Raw genomic sequence first — 17986 nt, 5'->3', positions numbered from 1 at the left:
TATATAAACACTTGAGGCACAGGTAGTAAATGTTGGGTAATTCAAGCCAGTTCAGTAGCGACTATAACGAGCACGGCTATTTTGTTATTAGAGATTTTCTTAATAGCGCTGAAATTTCATCTCTTAGAAAAGTGATATTAAAGTTTCATGAATTATGGAAGCAAGATAATGCGACTTTCTATCAAGAAGAGGCTTTTAATTCTTCTTTAATTACCGGCAGTAAATATTTAGCGTCGGATGACCGTGTGGCGCTTTTTAATTTTATCAGCTCTAAAAAAATGATGAATATTATTGATTCGGTTATAGCTACTAAGCCGGCGTTTATGAATACGCAATTATTTTTTAATCCGGTTAATCCTCAACTTAAAGATTTCTGGCATCGAGATTGTCAGTATGACCATGACGTTGAAGCACAAAAAAAGGTGATTTTTGAGACGCAAGTATTACATCTTCGAGTGCCGCTATTTGACGAGCTAGGCATGGAGCTAGTTCCTGGCACGCATAAGCGCTGGGACAATGAAGAAGAATTTGATGTACGTGAGGAAAGAAAGGGAAAATTAAGTAGCGATGACCTTTCAACAGGCAAGGCAATTAAGTTAGCAGCAGGCGACTTGTTAGTTTTTTCGGCTGATATGATACATCGTGGGCTATACGGAATGGATAGATTAGCGCTAGATATATTAGTCTTCGATTCAGCAGCAGATTATGTCGACTATGTTGATGATGATTGCTTACCAGATTTGGCAATATTGGAAAAAATTGCCGATCCTAGATTATTTAACAATACACTTTCACTAAAAGCGATGAGCTGATTATTTAACCGAGTGGATTATCAGGTATACGCCGCAGAGTTTTAATTGAGCAAGCCATAGCATTTCTAGCAAGTACACACACACCCGAAAATTCGGATATGCGTACTTCAAAAATATAGTTAGCCTATTGAACAGCCAGTTAAGGTGTCGAATAACCTTCAATATGCTGAATAGGAATGTTGAAACACTTGGCTTCTCGTTCTACACATACTTGCTTTATTCCTGGTGATGCGGATATTGCTAACACTTCTGACATAGAAAGTTCTGTTGTCGGAATACCGTCAAGTTTAGTTACTAAGTCTCCTGCTTTTAAATCATAGTCGCTGACTGAAAAACTAGGGGAGACATAGCGAATGACAAATTCACCACTACGTATTTTACGTAGCTCTAACCCCAGCAAGTTATAACTAACACTTATTTGCTGCTGTGGCTCTAAGTACATTTTGTCGCTGGGATAATCAATTACCGTTTTGTATTGGTTTAATAGCGCATTGCCGATGACCCAGAAATCGTCTTCGTCGTCATCTTTACTGGGGATCAGGTTGGTTTTAATATTCGGTATTTTAAGACTCCCAAGTTTAAGCTCTGGTAAGGTAACCCGTTCATGCTCCACTTTGCCGCTTAGGCCAAAGTCTGCGGCGATTATTTTTGCCGAATCAATGGTGATATTTCGATTTTGGGTAAACTGAGAGGATATTTTCAAATAATGCCGACTACCGGTGTCGATAATAAATTCCCCCGCTGCACTGTCTGTGTCGTTAAATGACAGTTCACCTTCAATGGATATTTTGCTGAGGAAAGTGTCTAAGTTAAATGACTCTGCATTTTTTCCTGCTTGATATGGACTTTGGCTGACGATGACTTGCTTTTTCGACTTATCGAATTGCCAAACAAAGTGCTTCATCATGTCGTGACCTATAACGCCGTCGACAAATGCTTCATCTTCGCGTAAAAAATATGGACTGGTTGATATTGGGATGTAAGCGGCCTTCATGCCATTGAATTGCACACCGGCCATATCGAGACTATCAACATCTGTTTGATATGCTTTGGTACCTTCCTCTTCTCCCCAACCCGATAGTGATAATTTAAAGCCTTCGGGTAAATTAAGCTCTTTAACTTTTGGGGTGTCAAAAAGTATCAAAAAGCTGGCGCCAGTATCTATTAGAAATAATAACTCTTCGTTGTTTACCTTGGCATAAATGTAAGGCTTCTCTCCGATAAATCTTGCCTTCAACGCAACGGGTTGAGGGCTGTTAATAACGGGCTCTACATTAGAATTTATTTGCAACATTCGTAACGAGTTAAGGGTGTCACAGCCTGTTATTGAAATCAGTAAGGAGATAAGTAATGTGCCGTAAAGTAATTTCCTTAGCATTGGTTTACCTAAAAATTGTGGATGTTAGGTGATAAGTTACTCCTTTTACTGTGAAATTTTTGTGAAACGCTAAGTCGTGCTGAAACTAACTTACACCTCATATTTTTAATCGATATTTTATTTCGCCATCCTTGGCTTGCGGTAAATATTTGATGCTGATAAAACTTATGATATCTGCATTTTATACATGGAGCTTACTTGCTCTTTAATTGCAGTATCGAAGTTTTTATATAATAGCTTGTACGTTGGTGCAAGCTCAGTACTCGCTTGTGAAATAATATCATCAAGCTTTTTGCCCGTTTTGTAGCCATCTTTTACCGATTGCCAAACACTGGCTAATAAATTTGCATCGCGTTTGACTGACTTTAGGGTGGTAGCACTACCATGGCCAGTTAATACCACACTAGGCTTCAATTTTACTACTTTGTTTAAGGTTGCAATTAAATTAGGCACGTTAGCGTTTGGAGTAATAATTGGCATCCAATCTGAGCTCAAGACATCGCCGCCGAAGATAATTTTTTGTTTTGGTAACCACATTAAAACATCACCTTGAGAATGGCCATCACCAGAAAATATAAACTCAACATTCATGCCGCCTAAGTTACGCTTTTCAGCTTGAGTTAGCAGCAATAATGGTTCTGCTAACTGGCTAGTTCCCGTTGCACCTTTGGTCATACGAGAAAAGGCTTTGACATCGTCTTTGCCATACTTGTTCATGGTTGTTGCAGCACTTTGATGCGCAATAATTTCAGTGGCAGCATCGGATACTCCGGCATTACCAAGCCAATGGTCAGCATGGCTGTGTGAGTTTACTACCCAACGAACAGGTTGATCTGTTATCGACTTAATAGCGCTTCTAATGCCTTTACCTATGGCTTCTGAAGAGCCTGTATCAAATACCAATACGCCTTGTTCGGTAATGACAAAGTAGCTATTAGAATTCCAACCTTTATTTTCTTCGGTAGGTAAGCCAAACGAAGGTGACATAATGCTATAAACATTGTTGGAAATGGCTGTTGCTGAGAAATCGAAATTGCTGTTTTTTGCCCATGCACCATTGTTGAACAAGCTTGTTAAGGCCGCGGTGAATAGAATTTTTTTAAATCGTTTCAACATGACTTCCTATAAATTTATTAATTATCAAAACCTAGCGCTTTGACGTCGTTAATTTTTTATAGCAAGGTCGTTGTTTAAAATATATGCGTTTGAGATGAATGCGCGATTTATTAAGTTGGCTTTTCATTTGTTCTACTTGTATGTTCGATACCAACTAGTTTATTGCATCGTACTGTAAGTTAGTTTTATGATTGGCTAATGAACTGTAAAAACTGCCAAACAAGGCTACAAGCCGATGCACGATTTTGTCTTCAATGTGGACAAAACACGACGAGTTTACGTCGGCCATTTGCAGAAGTGGTTAAAGATATGGGGCATGAGTTATTAGATACAGACGGTCGATTGTGGCTGACGCTTCGTACTCTGCTCACCAAGCCCGGTCAATTGACGGATGAATTCAACCAAGGTAAGCAAGTAAAATATACGCCACCACTGCGTTTGTATCTTGTGATCAGCATTCTCTTTTTCGTGCTTTTTTCTAGAATATATCAAGTTTACGACCCGAGTAGTGTTTTAACGGATTCGATGATTAGCTATTACTCGAAAGCTATGTTTGTGCTTTTTCCGGTGTTTGCTTTGGTTGTGCAATTGTTTTTCCGGCAAAGCTTCTATATTGGCAATTTAGTACTTTCTATGCACTTGCATAGCATAGTGTATTTAATGCTGATGGTGATTGCGCCGCTGGAAGTTATGGAAAAAAACCATGTGATATTTTTGTTGCTGCAGGTGCCCGCTTCTCTATATTTAATTTGGTATATTTTAACTGCTTTTAAAACCGTGTTTAAGCAAACCTGGCTAATTACATTTAGCAAAGTAGTTGCCATTTATATTATATACATTGCGATGCTAGGCATTGTTTTTGATGTGGTGATGAAGAATATTTTTTAGCAATATTTGGACTATAGTGAGGTTTGTTATCACAATGTCAGTGACTTGAGTACGCTTACTCCGTGTTCTGACATCAACCATGCTAAGACGGCACAGTTTATAATGACGGTGAGCCAAAACACCATTCTAAACTTTTGCTTTTGGGATTTATGTCTTAAGGTTTGTTGGGCAATTGCTGCGCCAGGCCAACCACCGATTAAGGCGAGAAAATGTAACGTGGACTCAGGCGTTCGCCTAGCATTGCGCTTCGCTTTTGCTTTGTCGAAAGCATAGGCAGTAAAAGTGATCACGCTGAGTACTAAGTAGCTTAATAGCAAAATATTTGGTAAGTAACCCATTGCCATAGCAGCCATGATTGCTCCGAGAAAGGTGATAGCAAGGTAGATTGAAAACTTGTTAATACGCTTAGCTTGCTTCTTCCTTAGTTTTTCTCCGGAAAAGGTTGCTTGGTCAGCACAATATCGACCTTGTTTGTCTTTGGTGATAGCGAAAGCAATAATGTCGTTAAGCTGAGGAGTACGCTTACGATTTGCAAAAGCGTTTTTATGAATAAAAACTTGCTCGCCACCGTTATTGGGGGTGATAAAACCAAAAGCTTTGTCATTATCCCATTTTTTTAATTTGCCCTTTAAACGCATAAATTAGTTGGCCTACAAAGCGGCTTTATTGCTCATCACTACAGCATTCATCTTCTAAAAATGAGATCACAGATAGGAATTTATCGTATTCAACGACACAAAAAAGTGTTCTACCTTCGCGACGCTGCTTAATGAGTCCGGCAGAAGCTAAACTCGAAATGTGGTGGGACAATGTTGAACCAGGAATAGATAATTCTTCTTGTACCACGCCAACAGCAATACCTTGCTGACCTGATTTTACTAGGCGTTTAAATATGGCAAGACGAGTAGGGTGGCCTAGCTCTTTTAGGGCTTTTGCAACAACTTCGATTTCCATAATAGCATTCTCTTAATAGTGTGAATCGTCAATATATTTCCATATTACTAGAAATATATTGACATGGAAAGCTTGAAGTTTATAATTCGACAAATCTAGAATTATAGTTTTATGGTGATTTGTTATGAATATTACAGAAGAAATGGTCTTTGATACCTTAAATATGTTTGCTTTTTTGGCGGTTGAATTAACGATACTTTTTTTATTGATTAGTTATTTGGTTGGCGTTTTACAGGAGTATATTCCGCCGAGTAAAATTCAAAGTATATTGAGTAGTAAAAATGGTAAAGGTTATATAGTGGCCGGATTTTTGGGGGCAATTACCCCTTTTTGTTCTTGCTCAACCATTCCTTTTTTAAAAGGTTTACTGAGAGCAAAAGCCGGATTTGGCACTATGATGGTGTTTCTGTTTGCTAGTCCATTATTAAACCCGATCATCATTGGACTATTTGCCGTGACCTTTGGCATTAAAGTTACCCTGTTCTATTTTGTTATCGCTATGGGGGTTTCAATTACTGCAGGTTATCTTTTAGAAATACTAGGTTTTGAACAATACATTAAACATGAAGCCTATATAGAGCCCGCAAATAAAGGTTGTGCCAGCAGTTGTGGCGGAGAAGCTACAAAAACTAGCAAGTGGTTAAGAATTTGGCATAGTACTTGGAGTGATTTTAAAAAGGTATTGCCTTATCTTATTGGTGGCATCGCGATAGGCTCGATAATTTATGGCTTTATGCCAACAGAACTCGTTGCTAGTGTGGCTAGTGATGACAATCCTTTTGCGATTCCCGTTGCTGCGGTGATTGGTATTCCACTTTATATTCGCGCTGAAGCGGTTATTCCATTAAGTGCTGCGTTAGCGGCAAAAGGTATGGGACTTGGTGCCGTAATGGCGTTGATTATTGGTAGTGCTGGTGCCAGTTTAACGGAAGTAGTTTTACTAAAATCCATTTTTAAAAACCAAATGATAATGGCATTTTTAGCGGTTATTTTATCTATGGCAGTTGGTGCTGGTTACCTATATTCAATTCTCTTTTAAATTGCATATGGGTACTCTTATTACTGAATACTTATCTACCGACATCCGTGTTGAAAAACGCGGATGTTGCTTCCGCCACGCTTGGCTTTAAATAAAGTTACTCAATAAGTTATTGCGCAATTATGCACTTTAAACTCATCATATTGAGACAAATTCAGCAAAACTTCAGGTTTTTTTCATATTCAATTCAATTAATTATCGATTTTTATCGGCAGTGTAAAGGCTCTCTTATAAAAAGGAATAATTAGATGAATGTAAATTATTTGATATTAATTTTGCTATTTAGTTTCAGCTACAAAGTTTTGGCAATGGGCGAAGATGAGTTAATTGAGGTAAGTATTGATTCAAAGATAACTAAGCAAAAATTAAGCGTTAAAGTGAGCTTGCCGCGCGACTACAAAGATAATGTTGATAAACACTATCCGGTTTTTATTACTACCGCTGGCGGTAGTCGTATAGACAGTGTTATAGCGCAAGTAAAGTGGTTAAGTCACGTAAATTTTGCACCGATCCCGCAAGTTATCATTATGACGATTCCTGATATCAAATATGAAAACAAAGATAAATTTACTTCGGCAGCGGGGCAAGAAAGTACAGTTTTAGCGTCGGTATTAGCTGATGAGGTATTGCCATATATCGACAGTACTTATCGCACGACAGGTTATCGAATGATTGAGGGCTTTTCTAGTTTTGGTAATTTCCCACTTTACATGTTTCGCCATCATTCCGACCTGATCAATGCCTTTTTTATTTTCAGTCCAGCGTTAGGGCTTGATAAATCTGGGCTTATTGATTCTTTAGCTGATGATTGGCAACTTTCGGCAAAAAGGCAACACTATGTATTTTTGAGTTTGGGTTCTTTTGTTGAAAATAGGCCACTTTTCGAGCAAGCCAAGCGATCACTGAATAAACTCGCTAAAAGCCAACAATTGCAGCTAGAATTTGCTGATTACAGCAAAGACAATTATTTATCAGCACCTAATATTGGTTTGGTTAATGCGTCACAATCGGCTTTTTCAGACCTACAGCCTGATTACCAGATGTTTCATGAACAAGGCGAGTTGGCGTTAACGCAGTATTTTCAGCAATTAAACATCAAATATAGTGAGAATATTGAGATAACAAATAAACTCGTTGATTTGGCGTTTTCATATGCGGAACATGAAAAATTTACTCAAGCGATTGCCGTGATGAAACGCGTAGTGGCAAAAAAGCCAAACAATACTTTGCTAAACTTACGACTAGCGCAAGTGCAAATTAAAGCAAATCACCATGAAGAAGCAAAATTGTCATTAACTAAGGCGTATGAATTAGCGCAACAAGAAAATAATGCTGAAGCGCAATCTTATATCAACAATATAATGTCGAGTCTTAATTAACCTTAGCTTGAGTTAATTAGTCGTTTTTAGCTGAACTAATTGCTGTTGCTCAGCGACAAAGTTATCACTTAGCATGTGGTGTTTTATGGCTGAGTAGTCCGTCATAAAAAGGGCGTTGATATCGTAACGCCCTACGATTTTAGCAGTGTCATTCAGCGGCTCATACCGCCAGATATTGAGCTTTTTATCTTGAAAGTAAAGTGCGAATGCACCTTGGTTGCCAGCCCGCCAGAAATATCGCCATTGCAATGTCAGCGAAGGTAATGCGTTTATTTTAGTTAACTTGCCATGTTGATATTTTTCAAGTTGGCCGGTGGCATTATTGGTGATGAAGATCTCGTGACTAATATATTGCGCCCAATTGACTTCTTTGTTTAACAAAACATGCCACTGCTTTGTTTTCAGGTTAAGTCTGATCAGCTGATGCATATTATTAACTTTTGCGCTAAGTAATACTTGTTGATTATCGGCTTGGTAAAGACGTACTGGGGTAATTTTTATATTTAAGTCGACTGCATCTAAACCTTGTGCTTGTAACCAAAGTTTGTTGTTACTGACAAATAATAAGGAATCGCCATTAAATACCGAGATGTAGTCATCAACAGCTGACGATACATCTGTTATTTGAGTAACACGTTCGTCTGTTTGTTGCCATATTTGCTGGGAGCCAGAGCGATCAGAGAGATAATAAATGCTATCACCAGCCGCACTGTATTTTGCTTTAGATTCACGGTAATTACTGGCACCTATTTCAGTGTCTATTTGGTTGAATAAGTTCCTTTCTCTCGTACTCCAATTTTGTTGGCCAATAATGGCAATATAGTGGTGTTCGCTAAGTGCGATTATGTCATTTACTTGCTGTAATTCCGGTAGAGAAAATTGCCGTGAGTCACCATTTAAGACCATAGTTTTGACTGTGTTTTCATTAAAAATAGCTAAGGAATTGTCGCTTAACCAGCGAACCTTAGCATGGTGAAAGTTTTCAGCTAAAGCGATTGATGTGATAAGGGCAGGTTTGTTGTTATTGTCTGCTAATTTGAGTACTAACAGGCTATCGTCAGCAATTATCGCTAATTTGTTATTGGCGGCGTCGTAGCTATTTACATGACGGGTATTTAATATGAGCGGCGCTTGTACAAGTGTTTGCGTATTTAATGTATGTAACGTGTTGCTTCTATTTTTATCTGTCGAGGTATAAATAAGTGTTTCGCCATTTAGCCATGTCGGTGAGTGATGAAAGCTATTACTACAAGGTAACAATGTCTTTTCTCTGTTGTTTTCAAGATTGAATATTGTCAGAGTAATACACTTTTTATTCTCTGTGTGGCGCAATGAAATTTGGCCAAATGCTAAATGTTTGTTATCACTTGCTAGTGCAATGGTGCCAAAAACATTTAAGTTATTGGCTAACGTTGCAAAGTTAGCAGTGTTGATATTTTGTTTACGCAAACTTTGATAATTATTATTTTTTACTAAATAGTAAATATCATGACTTTGCTTGTTCAAAGCAACACTTTTTACTACTTCACCTTGAACCGTAATTGGTACGACTTTTTCTACACTTCGCTTTTTTTGTGTGGTTTGATGACTGAACATAAATAAGGTCATCAATAAAACGAGTAATGCCATCACCATTAAAAATATAGTTGGTAGTTTTTTATTTGTTGTTTTAGTTTTTGTTGGTGAGTGGGCAGCTTGAAAAATTAAACTGTAACCTAATTTGGGGTGGGTTTTAATGGCTTTTTGGTTACGACCATCGTCATCGAGCAGTTTACGCAATTGAGTAATCGCTTGTTGAATGGTGTTGGGGCTAACTATCGTACTTTCCCATACAACATCAAGCATTTGCTGCTGAGAAACAATATTACCATTTGCCTGTGCTAATAGTTTTAGCATAGCCAGATGTTTTGCTTCAATTGGCTTAATAGTATCGCCTTTAACTAACTCTGCTCTCGGCCAGTTGACCTGATAACCGTTAATGACTATTTGTTCCAATACAATACCTTTTAGCCCCTTGGCTTCCTTGTTTCAGCGAGTTAGTCTGCTTGATTCTGTAGGGGAGATCAATATGGTAATCTTGATTAGTTTTGGATATGGTTGAATTTGCCGCTAGCATTAGTGGTCGATAATTTGTTTGTTGTTTTTAGGTTTAAATATAGGAAATTTATGATGAATGAATCTGAGGTATTTAATTTACTGGCGACAAATAAGCATGAGCGAGGCATAGCGAATTGGCACAAGCTTGATGATACCCAAGGGTTAGAAAGTTTTGGTATTGGCTTAACTAAGTTGCGAAAACTGGCAAAGAAAATAGGTAAAAGTCATGAACTTGCCTTAGCACTATGGGATAGTAATAATTATGATGCCAAGGTTATTAGTTTACTTATTGATGAACCTAAAAAAATTACCCAAGCACAAGTGGAACAACAAGTTGAAGGGCTAGGTATTGGCCTGTTAACGCATGTATTTAGTTCATGCGATGCAACGTTGGCAAAAGCCCCATTTGCTTTTGAACTTGCGAAACAGTGGCGAGAAAGTGACGATTCTATTCGGCGTCAATGTAGTTATGGCTTGATATATGAGTTTTCTAAAAACAAACGCAACAAACAATTCACTGATGATTTCTTTCTTGAATGTATAACTTTAATCGAGCAGCAAATCACGCAAGAAAACTCTAGTGTTCGTATGGCGATGGGTGGCGCATTAATGGGAATAGGCAAGCGGAATTTGCTATTAAACACTGCCGCCGTAAAAGTAGCGAAAGTTATTGGCCCGATTTCATTTGGTGATGGCCATTGTGAGCCGTTTAATGTACTTAAACATATAGATAACCCCGTATTAATTAAAAAACTGAAAGCATAAAAGCGATCAACATTTACTGTGATTGATCGCTTAGATGATGGAGATATCGTTTTTTTATACTAAGAGTGGTGTCATGCTTAGCCTTTCCAAGCACGTAATGGCATATTAATCTGACTATCATTAAACCATTTTATTACGAGCTTATCTCCTGCTTCATTTATTGATTCCGTATTCACATCTTTACCAGAACCCATATTTACTTGCGCATTTTTATTCTTATTAACATTTAGCACAATAGCTAATCGACTACCTTTATTAATAAGTTTGGCGGTAAACCTTGCATTGACAATAGGTATCGTAGTTTTCATATTAGGCGTTAGTAACTGCCGCTTTGACATATTTTCAGCATAACTTGCTCTACTGCGATAATTGTTTAGGTGAAAGGCCTTGCCGTTTTCGTCAATTTCGTAAAAATTGTAGCCGATATCGACGTCTTTCTTATTAATTGCAATGGAAAAGTGGCCGGTAATGGAACCAGCGAGCTCCTGTGCTTGCTCAAAAACATCTGTCATAAAAACTAAACCGTTGGCTTCATTAAGTTGTGAGTTAATTACAGGCCAAGGCTCAATGTTATGTTCTGTTGTTCTATCTGCTAAATCGATAGTTTGACTGAGATAGGCTAATTCTTGCTCCTGTTTTGGTTTTAGTTCAAAGGTTGCTTGTTTGTTTTCAACTGTCGCGAGATAAAATGCCTTTGATTGCTGATTCATTTTTTCTAATGAAGGGTGATGTTGCCAAGTATTGCTGCCCATAAGTTGATAGTTAACTTTATTCTGCAATAACTTAGGTTTGCTTTTGTTGAATAGCAGGTGATCAAACCAAGAAAAAACTATTTCTTCGGTATCTTTTTCTAACGCAACGTTATCAAGTTTGTAGTTACTGTGATGAGAGCGAGGCTTACCTTGTGCTGTTCCATGATTATAAGGACCAATAAGTAATGTATGATTGGCATCTTTGTTATATTTATAATGCCGCTTTAAATAGTCGATAGACGATATTTGCCCACCGTCAAAATAACCAGTAACGCTTAACACCGGAATATTAATATTGGCGTATTCCTGCTTAACAGGCACCATTGCTTGATAATAGTGATCAAAACTTGGGTGCTTTAACCACTTTTGAAACCAAGGGTTAGCTTTACCATCGAGCGCATCAATTTCATTGATGGCACGGCCACTTTTATAAAAGTCTTCCGTTAACTGATTATTTTTTTGCCAGTTGGCATATACACTGTGATCCATCGTCTTGTTATTAGTGACATGAAAGGCCCAAGGGTAATTACCCGTTAAAACGATATTGTTCTCATAAGGTAGCCCCGTTATTAAGCTTGCCGCGGTGTAAGGAGCTATCGCTTTTAAATTTGGGTGCATATGTTTAGCGGCTGCCCATTGTGTAAAGCCGTTATAGCTGCCACCATACATCACAACATTCTTATCACTCCAAGGTTGTTTGCCAATCCAGTCAATAACACTAGTGACATCTTTGCCTTCATATTCCCATGGGGTAATGCTATTTCTACTTGAACGCTTGCCACGTGAGTTAGCAACAATACCGATATAACCATGTGAAGCGGCATGTATTGCGGTTTTTATATGAGCGCTTTCATCAGCGTAAATTGTAAACTGTAATGCTGTGGCAGTTTTTTTATTAATGTTTCTTTTTCTGACAATGGTTGCAGCTAATTCAATGCCTTCAGCGGTCGTGATAAGTTGCTCAGGTTCAATAATATAACGCTTCTGGGTTTCGCTATTAATCAACTGCGTTGCCGTCGGGATTACTCTTGCTAAGACATGATATAAATGACTATTAACAACCAAATTAACTGCTTGTGTTTGCGTTAATGTTGCTAAGTTTTGGTATTGCTTGAAAATATTGTGAACATAGCTTTGAGCTCTACTGACTGACCAACCAAGTGCTTGCTGCATTTGATACAGTTCTTCATCACTTAAGTTCATTAAGGTTGAATTTAGCATGCTGGTCAGCAGCAGATTGAATGAGTCTTGTGAAAATTTAGTCAGTGCTAAGTGAGTTTGGCTATCGAGTACATAATGATGATAAGAAATAGCATTTGTAAAGTTGGTAACGATTTTTAGCAAATTTTCATGCTGTTTTCTAATTGAAAGTAATGCAACTCTATTGAACATATTTTCTTGGCTAATTGACTCTGCAGAAAACTGTTGCGCTAAGGTAAACAATTCGTTTTGAAAGTCTTTATTTAATAATAGTGGCAAGCTGTCTTCCTTAGTGATTAATGTTGCTTTTGATAATGACGCCGGTGTTTTGAATGTTGGCTGATGAGTTTCTGCCTGAGCACTAATGGCCACCATCAGTATCACAAACATAAGCGATAACCTTAGGAAGGTTCGATATTTTTTATTGAGTGATTTGGACTGCTTTTGATACATTTTGATCCCTTGTTGTTGGTACGATGTTTTTGTATTTCTGATGGCAAGAGGTTAATGAGTCATATGAAATTTGTCGTGAATAGCGTCTGACTTCTTGTGACTTTTGATGACCAATATGGCGTTATATGCTATTTTCCAAGCACTTAACTTATTTTTGGGCTTTTGCATGCGTTGGCAGATAGCACAGTACATTTTCTGTGATCAACAACAAACATTAACACTTGATGGTAGCTCTCAGCAGCTAGAGCCTATGATGGTTGAGCTGTTGAGTTACTTTTGCCAACATCCTGATATGGTGCTCAGCAAAGATCGGCTAATTGAACAAGTGTGGTTGGGAAGAATAGTCAGTGATAATGCGGTAAGTAAACTGATCACTAAACTAAGAAAAGTGTTTAATGACGATGCCCGTCAACCTAGGTTTATCGCAACGCTCCCTAAAAAAGGCTACAAATTTATTGCCAGTGTTAAGGCTATCAATGAGAGTGGTTTATCATCTGCTATACATGAAAAATCAGCTGCTCAGACTGCATCTGCCTCACAGAATATCGAGCGCTCAGAACCTTCAAAGATTAAGCAGGTACCAAATACAGCTACGCTGCTGGTTTTTATTGCACTTGCAGCTTTTTATGTCGCTTGGCAATACTTTTTACCTAGCACGCAAAAACTACCTCAGTATGCCAAAGCGATAACAACTGATGCCGGAGATGAGTTTTTCCCTGCTGTTTCTCCAGACGGTAACCGTGTCGCGTATATGTCCGTTCATCAAGGTAAAATGCGATTAAAGCTTAAAAGCTTGGTTGATGAACGCACTGTCGAAATAGTGCATGGCGATGACGTTGGTGTTGGTCCCGCCAACTGGAGTGCAGATGGCAAGTTATTAGTATATTTGATGGCAAACAGTAAGCGTTGCCAATATTTTATCAGTAAAGTTGAAGGCTTAGACGTTAGTGAACCAAGGCTAATTCACAATTGTCCTGCAGGGAGTTACGGACAAATTGCTTTTACTCATCAAAATGATCGGTTGATTTATAGTGAAAGTGAAGGAAGAGATGGCCCATATGTTTTATTTGAACTTAACTTAACAAGTAATAAAATCAAGCGCTTACATCAGCCAGAATTGTTTCTTGGCGGTAATAGTCAATTTGATTTACATCCAACAGAGAACAAGCTGCTTATCTCATCTCCTGATAAGCAACAATGGGAAGGTTTTTATGCTCTGGATTTAGAAACAGAGCAGTTAAGTTTACTGTTTAAACAAGACGCTTATATTTGCTGCGGTATATGGAGTCATGATGGCAATCGCGTTGTATTAATGGGAGAACATCCTGCTTATCAATTGCTTAGTTATGACCTGTCAGGTAATGATAAACAAGTACTTTATTCAGGTAGCCGCCAAATTAGAAGGCCAACTAGGCACAGCAATGGTTTTGATTATTTATTTTCTTCTGGTAAAGGTAACAGTAACGTTTATCTGTTAGATATAGAGACGAAAAATCAGCATGTGGTTGCCAATACCTCTGTTGAGGAGCGACTAGCAACGTTTTCGCATTCAGGCCATCGAATTGCCTATGTCGGTTTAGGAAATGATGCTGAAGAAATATGGTTAACGGATATTGAAGGAACGCAACCTAACAAGCTGACAAAATTTGCAGATAGTCGCCACTATATTGATTTAATTTGGTCACCGAATGATGAGCATTTATTGGCATTAACACTGAATGAAATTCATCTTATTGATGTCGAAACCGGCTTGTTTGAACGTGTGAAAATTCCGCAAACTGAAATACGTGCTGTTTCATTTAAGTCGTCATCAGTTATTTCATTCAGTATCCAAGTAAAGCAACAATGGCAGGCCTATTCGTATTTGTTAGATAAACAACAATTGCTTGCTGAAGATAGCCAATGGCAGTTTATTCAATATCAGCAACCATCAGAAAATACATTGTGGTTAGATCAAAATAACCAATTATATTTTGGCGATAAACAGCAAGCCGTAGTTGATGCAAAAATTCCTAATGATAAATTTATTGATGGTCGACAATTTAATTTAAAAAAACGAGGGAATACTTGGTATTGGTTTGAGCGCGGCAGCAACAATAAAATACAAAGTTATAGTGAACACTTGGGCATACCTAAAACTTTGCTACAGACTAACGTCGGACATTTTGATATTAACGGCAGCAATCTATTATTTGGTAAAACTCAGCAAGTTGATGCGGATATTTATCAAACCCAATCAATTGAAGATCATTAAAGAGTGTTTGGTTCAAGTTGGTATTGGTAAAAAAACGCCAGTTATTAGTCGTATTGCGTGCATTTATACCCTATGCCATAAACTGACTTTATTGGATTTGAGTTTATGGAAACTTGGTGGATTTTTTTACGAATATTTTTAATGTGGGTGTCTATATTGCGATCGGAAATATCTATGGTGTCGGTATAGACCTGATTAAGTATTTCATCGCGAGTAAGAACACGGTCGATATTTTTTAAGAATAAAGCTAACACTTTAAATTCAATCGGTGTTAGGTCCAAACAGCTACCTTTAAATGTTGCGGTATATTCTTCAAGTGAGATGATGAAATCAAATTGCTCAATAACTTTTTTATTTTCATGAACATCCACACGTCGTAAAACCGCTTTGATTCGCGCAATAACTTCTCTTGGACTAAAAGGCTTACAGATATAATCATCAGCGCCAAATTCTAGGCCTAAAAGCCGATCAATTTCTTCATTTTTAGCCGTGACCATAATGATAGGCAGTCGCGAAAATAATCTTATTTTCTTACAGATATCTAAGCCATTAATGTCGGGAAGCATAAGATCTAATAACATTAAATCAACCGTATTGGCTTTTAGGTAATTGACTACGTTAGTACCGCTGTCTAAATGGTGCACATCAAAGCCGTTGTTTTGGCAATAGGCAATGAGCACTTCAGCAATGTTTTTTTCGTCTTCTACAATTAAGATTTTTTGTTTTGTCATTCCGCAGGCTTCTTTTGCGTTGGGAAGGTCATTTTTATACAGAGGCCACCGAGCAACGAGTCAAAGGCTGTGATAGTACCTTGATGTGCTTCTACTATTTGTTTGCATAACGCCAAGCCTAACCCTGAACCACCATGATTTCGGTTACGTGACTGTTCTACTCGATAAAAACGTTCAAATAACTTTTCTTGTGATTCTCTAGGCACTCCGGGGGCGGAATCTTCAATAATGATATTCGAAACCTCTCGATTATAATGGCTTGATACCGTTATTTTTCCGGGCCAATGGGTATAACGACAGCAATTTTCTAGTAGATTTGCAAATAATTGCCTTAACCTTTCTTTATCTGCCAGCATAATACAACGGTTATCGTTTAGTAAACTCTCTAATGAAAGGTAATCAATGGTTATTGAGCTTTGCTCAAATTTAGCGGTAAAATTTTCGATGACATTCATCAGTATGGCAATTGGATTTAGCGAAACTTTTTGGTAGGTTAAGCCACCGGCATCTGAGCTTGATAGTTGATAGAGGTCGTTAACTAAGTGACTTAGTGTGTCAACTTCATCAACTAATAATTGCACCCTTTGTTTATCAGCGGCAAAAATTCCGTCTTGTATGGCGGTAAGTTGAGCTCGAAGTACGGTTAGTGGTGTTCTCAATTCATGGGACGTATCAGACATCCATTGAAAGCGATTTTTTTGGTTTTTTTCTAATGTCTCGGCGAGTATATTGACGTTATTAGATAGCACGCCTATTTCATCCTGTGTTGTTTTGTTAATGCGGTTTTGGTATTTGCCTTCTATCAGCCGGTTGGTGCCATTTATCAGTCTTTTTATTGGTGCGATTAAATGCTGAGAAAATATCAATGCCATGATAAAAGCGAGTGATATTGCAACTGAAGCGATTAAGTAATAATTCTCATATTGTTGTGTTAGGAACTCGTTTTCTGAGTTGTCGGTAAATTTAGATGACTTTAAGCCTAACCAACCGATAATTTCGCCATTCATTTCTATGGCAACTGTGTGTGGATTGTCAGCTAAGTTGCGTTTGCCAACAATTACCTTTTTATTTTTATCGTATAAACTCAATCGTTTGCCAGTTTGCAGAAATTCACTTGGATTAGTCGCATCATGACTTTGCTTTCTATGGTTGTTATGCTCCTTTCTCGGTCGCTCATTCCTAGGTTTTGGCTTGCGATAGTCTTTAGCCGAATTGCGTGGAGGAGGGCGTTTTGATGCAGGGTTAGCAATGTCTCGCCAAACTTGCTCGTTATTTATAATTGGTTGCCAGCTATTGTTTTGTTGGTATAAGGTTATTAGTTGCTGTTGAGTCTCAGCTAAATGCTTATTTTCTGCTTGGGCAATAAAATCATTGAAGCCGGAAGATAAGTTGGCAGCAGTTAACATTAATATCAGCGCGACGAGTGTTAGGTTAGTCACAAAGAAAGCAAAAAAGAATTTATACAGTAACTTCAAACGTAGATGTCCTTTTGTTCTTTAGCTCGTTGTTGGCTTCGGCATAATTTTTATCATAGCATGCAGTGAGGTTTCACATTGTTTTAGTTGTTGAGTAACTGCCGCTGAATTATGCCAAATATTCAACGGCAGTTTTAGCAAATTTATAGTGAAATTTCAGCGCTTTGCCCTGCTGGAATTAGCTGATATTTTGGTTTAACTACGCTGCTATGAACGGCACCTAAACTTTTTGGAAAGCGTATTTTTAATTTTTCAATAACAGCGATATTATGGCTAGAGCTCAGTATCAGCTCACTATAGTCATGATGGTCTTTGCTATTTTTCGGCGCTGAAATTGATAGCAAGGTCAAAGGTACTTTTTGATTATTTAAGATAAGTAAAGTTTCACTAGTCAAAATGTTTTCAATAAATATTTTCTTTTCTTTAGCTGTGATATCTAATGGCATGACCTGTTGAATATCACCGAGCAACCAGGCTTGACTGTTTTGTAATTTAGTCTGCCAACGCGTTATATCTAACCGAACACGCACTTCAGCTTGACCATCTCTTAGGGTAATCCGAGCCGTGGTTTCTTTTAATGCATGGGCATTTGCTGTAACAGGTAAGGCAATTACCAGTAATAGTGCTATTAGCAATTTATTAATAGATATTATTACTGTTGTCATTTTTATATTGATAAACATAATTATTCAC

The 17986-nt window shown here is 37.9% G+C and carries 15 protein-coding genes; 6 read left to right on the top strand and 9 right to left on the bottom strand.

Annotated elements, in window-relative coordinates; all coding sequences use genetic code 11:
* The first annotated feature begins 29 nt into the window (after window positions 1-29).
* A complete protein-coding gene (locus tag AC27JP_RS17970) occupies window positions 30-812 on the top strand; it encodes a phytanoyl-CoA dioxygenase family protein (protein WP_487117308.1) in 783 nt (260 codons plus the stop codon).
* A gap of 139 nt (window positions 813-951) precedes the next feature.
* Here the strand turns inward: AC27JP_RS17970 and AC27JP_RS17965 are convergent, their stop codons facing one another.
* Window positions 952-2190, bottom strand: a complete 1239-nt coding sequence (locus AC27JP_RS17965; RefSeq protein ID WP_487117307.1) for an aspartyl protease family protein — start codon at window positions 2188-2190, stop codon at window positions 952-954.
* Window positions 2191-2355: 165 nt separating this feature from the next.
* Entirely contained in the window at window positions 2356-3306 is a 951-nt protein-coding gene (locus tag AC27JP_RS17960; RefSeq protein ID WP_487117306.1) for an MBL fold metallo-hydrolase, read from the bottom strand.
* 198 nt (window positions 3307-3504) lie between these two features.
* On the opposite strand from AC27JP_RS17960, the gene AC27JP_RS17955 reads away from it, so the two are divergent.
* Window positions 3505-4194, top strand: a complete 690-nt coding sequence (locus AC27JP_RS17955; protein WP_487117305.1) for a DUF3667 domain-containing protein — start codon at window positions 3505-3507, stop codon at window positions 4192-4194.
* 29 nt (window positions 4195-4223) lie between these two features.
* Here AC27JP_RS17955 and AC27JP_RS17950 read toward each other — a convergent pair whose 3' ends face one another.
* Window positions 4224-4832 (bottom strand): DUF1294 domain-containing protein, encoded by a 609-nt coding sequence (locus AC27JP_RS17950; protein ID WP_487117304.1) that lies wholly within the window; start codon window positions 4830-4832, stop codon window positions 4224-4226.
* A 25-nt stretch (window positions 4833-4857) separates the two neighbouring features.
* Window positions 4858-5148, bottom strand: coding sequence for an ArsR/SmtB family transcription factor (locus AC27JP_RS17945; protein ID WP_487117303.1), 291 nt, complete (start codon window positions 5146-5148; stop codon window positions 4858-4860).
* A gap of 124 nt (window positions 5149-5272) precedes the next feature.
* Between AC27JP_RS17945 and AC27JP_RS17940 the strand changes: the two genes are divergently transcribed.
* Window positions 5273-6187: a permease gene (locus tag AC27JP_RS17940; protein WP_487117302.1), complete on the top strand. Its 915-nt coding sequence runs from the start codon at window positions 5273-5275 to the stop codon at window positions 6185-6187.
* Window positions 6188-6435: 248 nt separating this feature from the next.
* Window positions 6436-7566, top strand: a complete 1131-nt coding sequence (locus AC27JP_RS17935) for an alpha/beta hydrolase-fold protein (protein WP_487117301.1) — start codon at window positions 6436-6438, stop codon at window positions 7564-7566.
* A 12-nt stretch (window positions 7567-7578) separates the two neighbouring features.
* Here the strand turns inward: AC27JP_RS17935 and AC27JP_RS17930 are convergent, their stop codons facing one another.
* Complete coding sequence (locus tag AC27JP_RS17930) at window positions 7579-9561, bottom strand: winged helix-turn-helix domain-containing protein (protein WP_487117300.1); 1983 nt, start codon at window positions 9559-9561, stop codon at window positions 7579-7581.
* 171 nt (window positions 9562-9732) lie between these two features.
* On the opposite strand from AC27JP_RS17930, the gene AC27JP_RS17925 reads away from it, so the two are divergent.
* Complete coding sequence (locus AC27JP_RS17925) at window positions 9733-10428, top strand: DNA alkylation repair protein (RefSeq protein ID WP_487117299.1); 696 nt, start codon at window positions 9733-9735, stop codon at window positions 10426-10428.
* A 77-nt stretch (window positions 10429-10505) separates the two neighbouring features.
* Here the strand turns inward: AC27JP_RS17925 and AC27JP_RS17920 are convergent, their stop codons facing one another.
* Entirely contained in the window at window positions 10506-12770 is a 2265-nt protein-coding gene (locus AC27JP_RS17920) for a CocE/NonD family hydrolase (RefSeq protein ID WP_487117298.1), read from the bottom strand.
* A 229-nt stretch (window positions 12771-12999) separates the two neighbouring features.
* Here AC27JP_RS17920 and AC27JP_RS17915 point away from each other — a divergent pair, with 229 nt between their 5' ends.
* Window positions 13000-15087 (top strand): winged helix-turn-helix domain-containing protein, encoded by a 2088-nt coding sequence (locus AC27JP_RS17915; RefSeq protein ID WP_487117297.1) that lies wholly within the window; start codon window positions 13000-13002, stop codon window positions 15085-15087.
* Window positions 15088-15131: 44 nt separating this feature from the next.
* On the opposite strand, the gene AC27JP_RS17910 is transcribed toward AC27JP_RS17915, so the two are convergent.
* The 3 genes from AC27JP_RS17910 to AC27JP_RS17900 form a co-directional block, all read right to left on the bottom strand.
* Window positions 15132-15818, bottom strand: coding sequence for a response regulator (locus tag AC27JP_RS17910; protein WP_487117296.1), 687 nt, complete (start codon window positions 15816-15818; stop codon window positions 15132-15134).
* The gene (locus tag AC27JP_RS17905) at window positions 15815-17293 is read right to left on the bottom strand and encodes an ATP-binding protein (RefSeq protein ID WP_487117295.1); all 1479 of its coding nucleotides are present in this window, start codon (window positions 17291-17293) and stop codon (window positions 15815-15817) included. Before AC27JP_RS17905 ends, AC27JP_RS17910 begins: the two co-directional genes overlap by 4 nt.
* Before the next feature lie 143 nt (window positions 17294-17436).
* Window positions 17437-17976: a hypothetical protein gene (locus AC27JP_RS17900; protein WP_487117294.1), complete on the bottom strand. Its 540-nt coding sequence runs from the start codon at window positions 17974-17976 to the stop codon at window positions 17437-17439.
* Window positions 17977-17986 lie beyond the last annotated feature (10 nt).

This window comes from Colwellia sp. SU-HH01172 (assembly GCF_057553355.1).
Note: the sequence above shows the minus strand (reverse complement) of the source record. Positions and strands in the feature narration are given on the sequence as shown.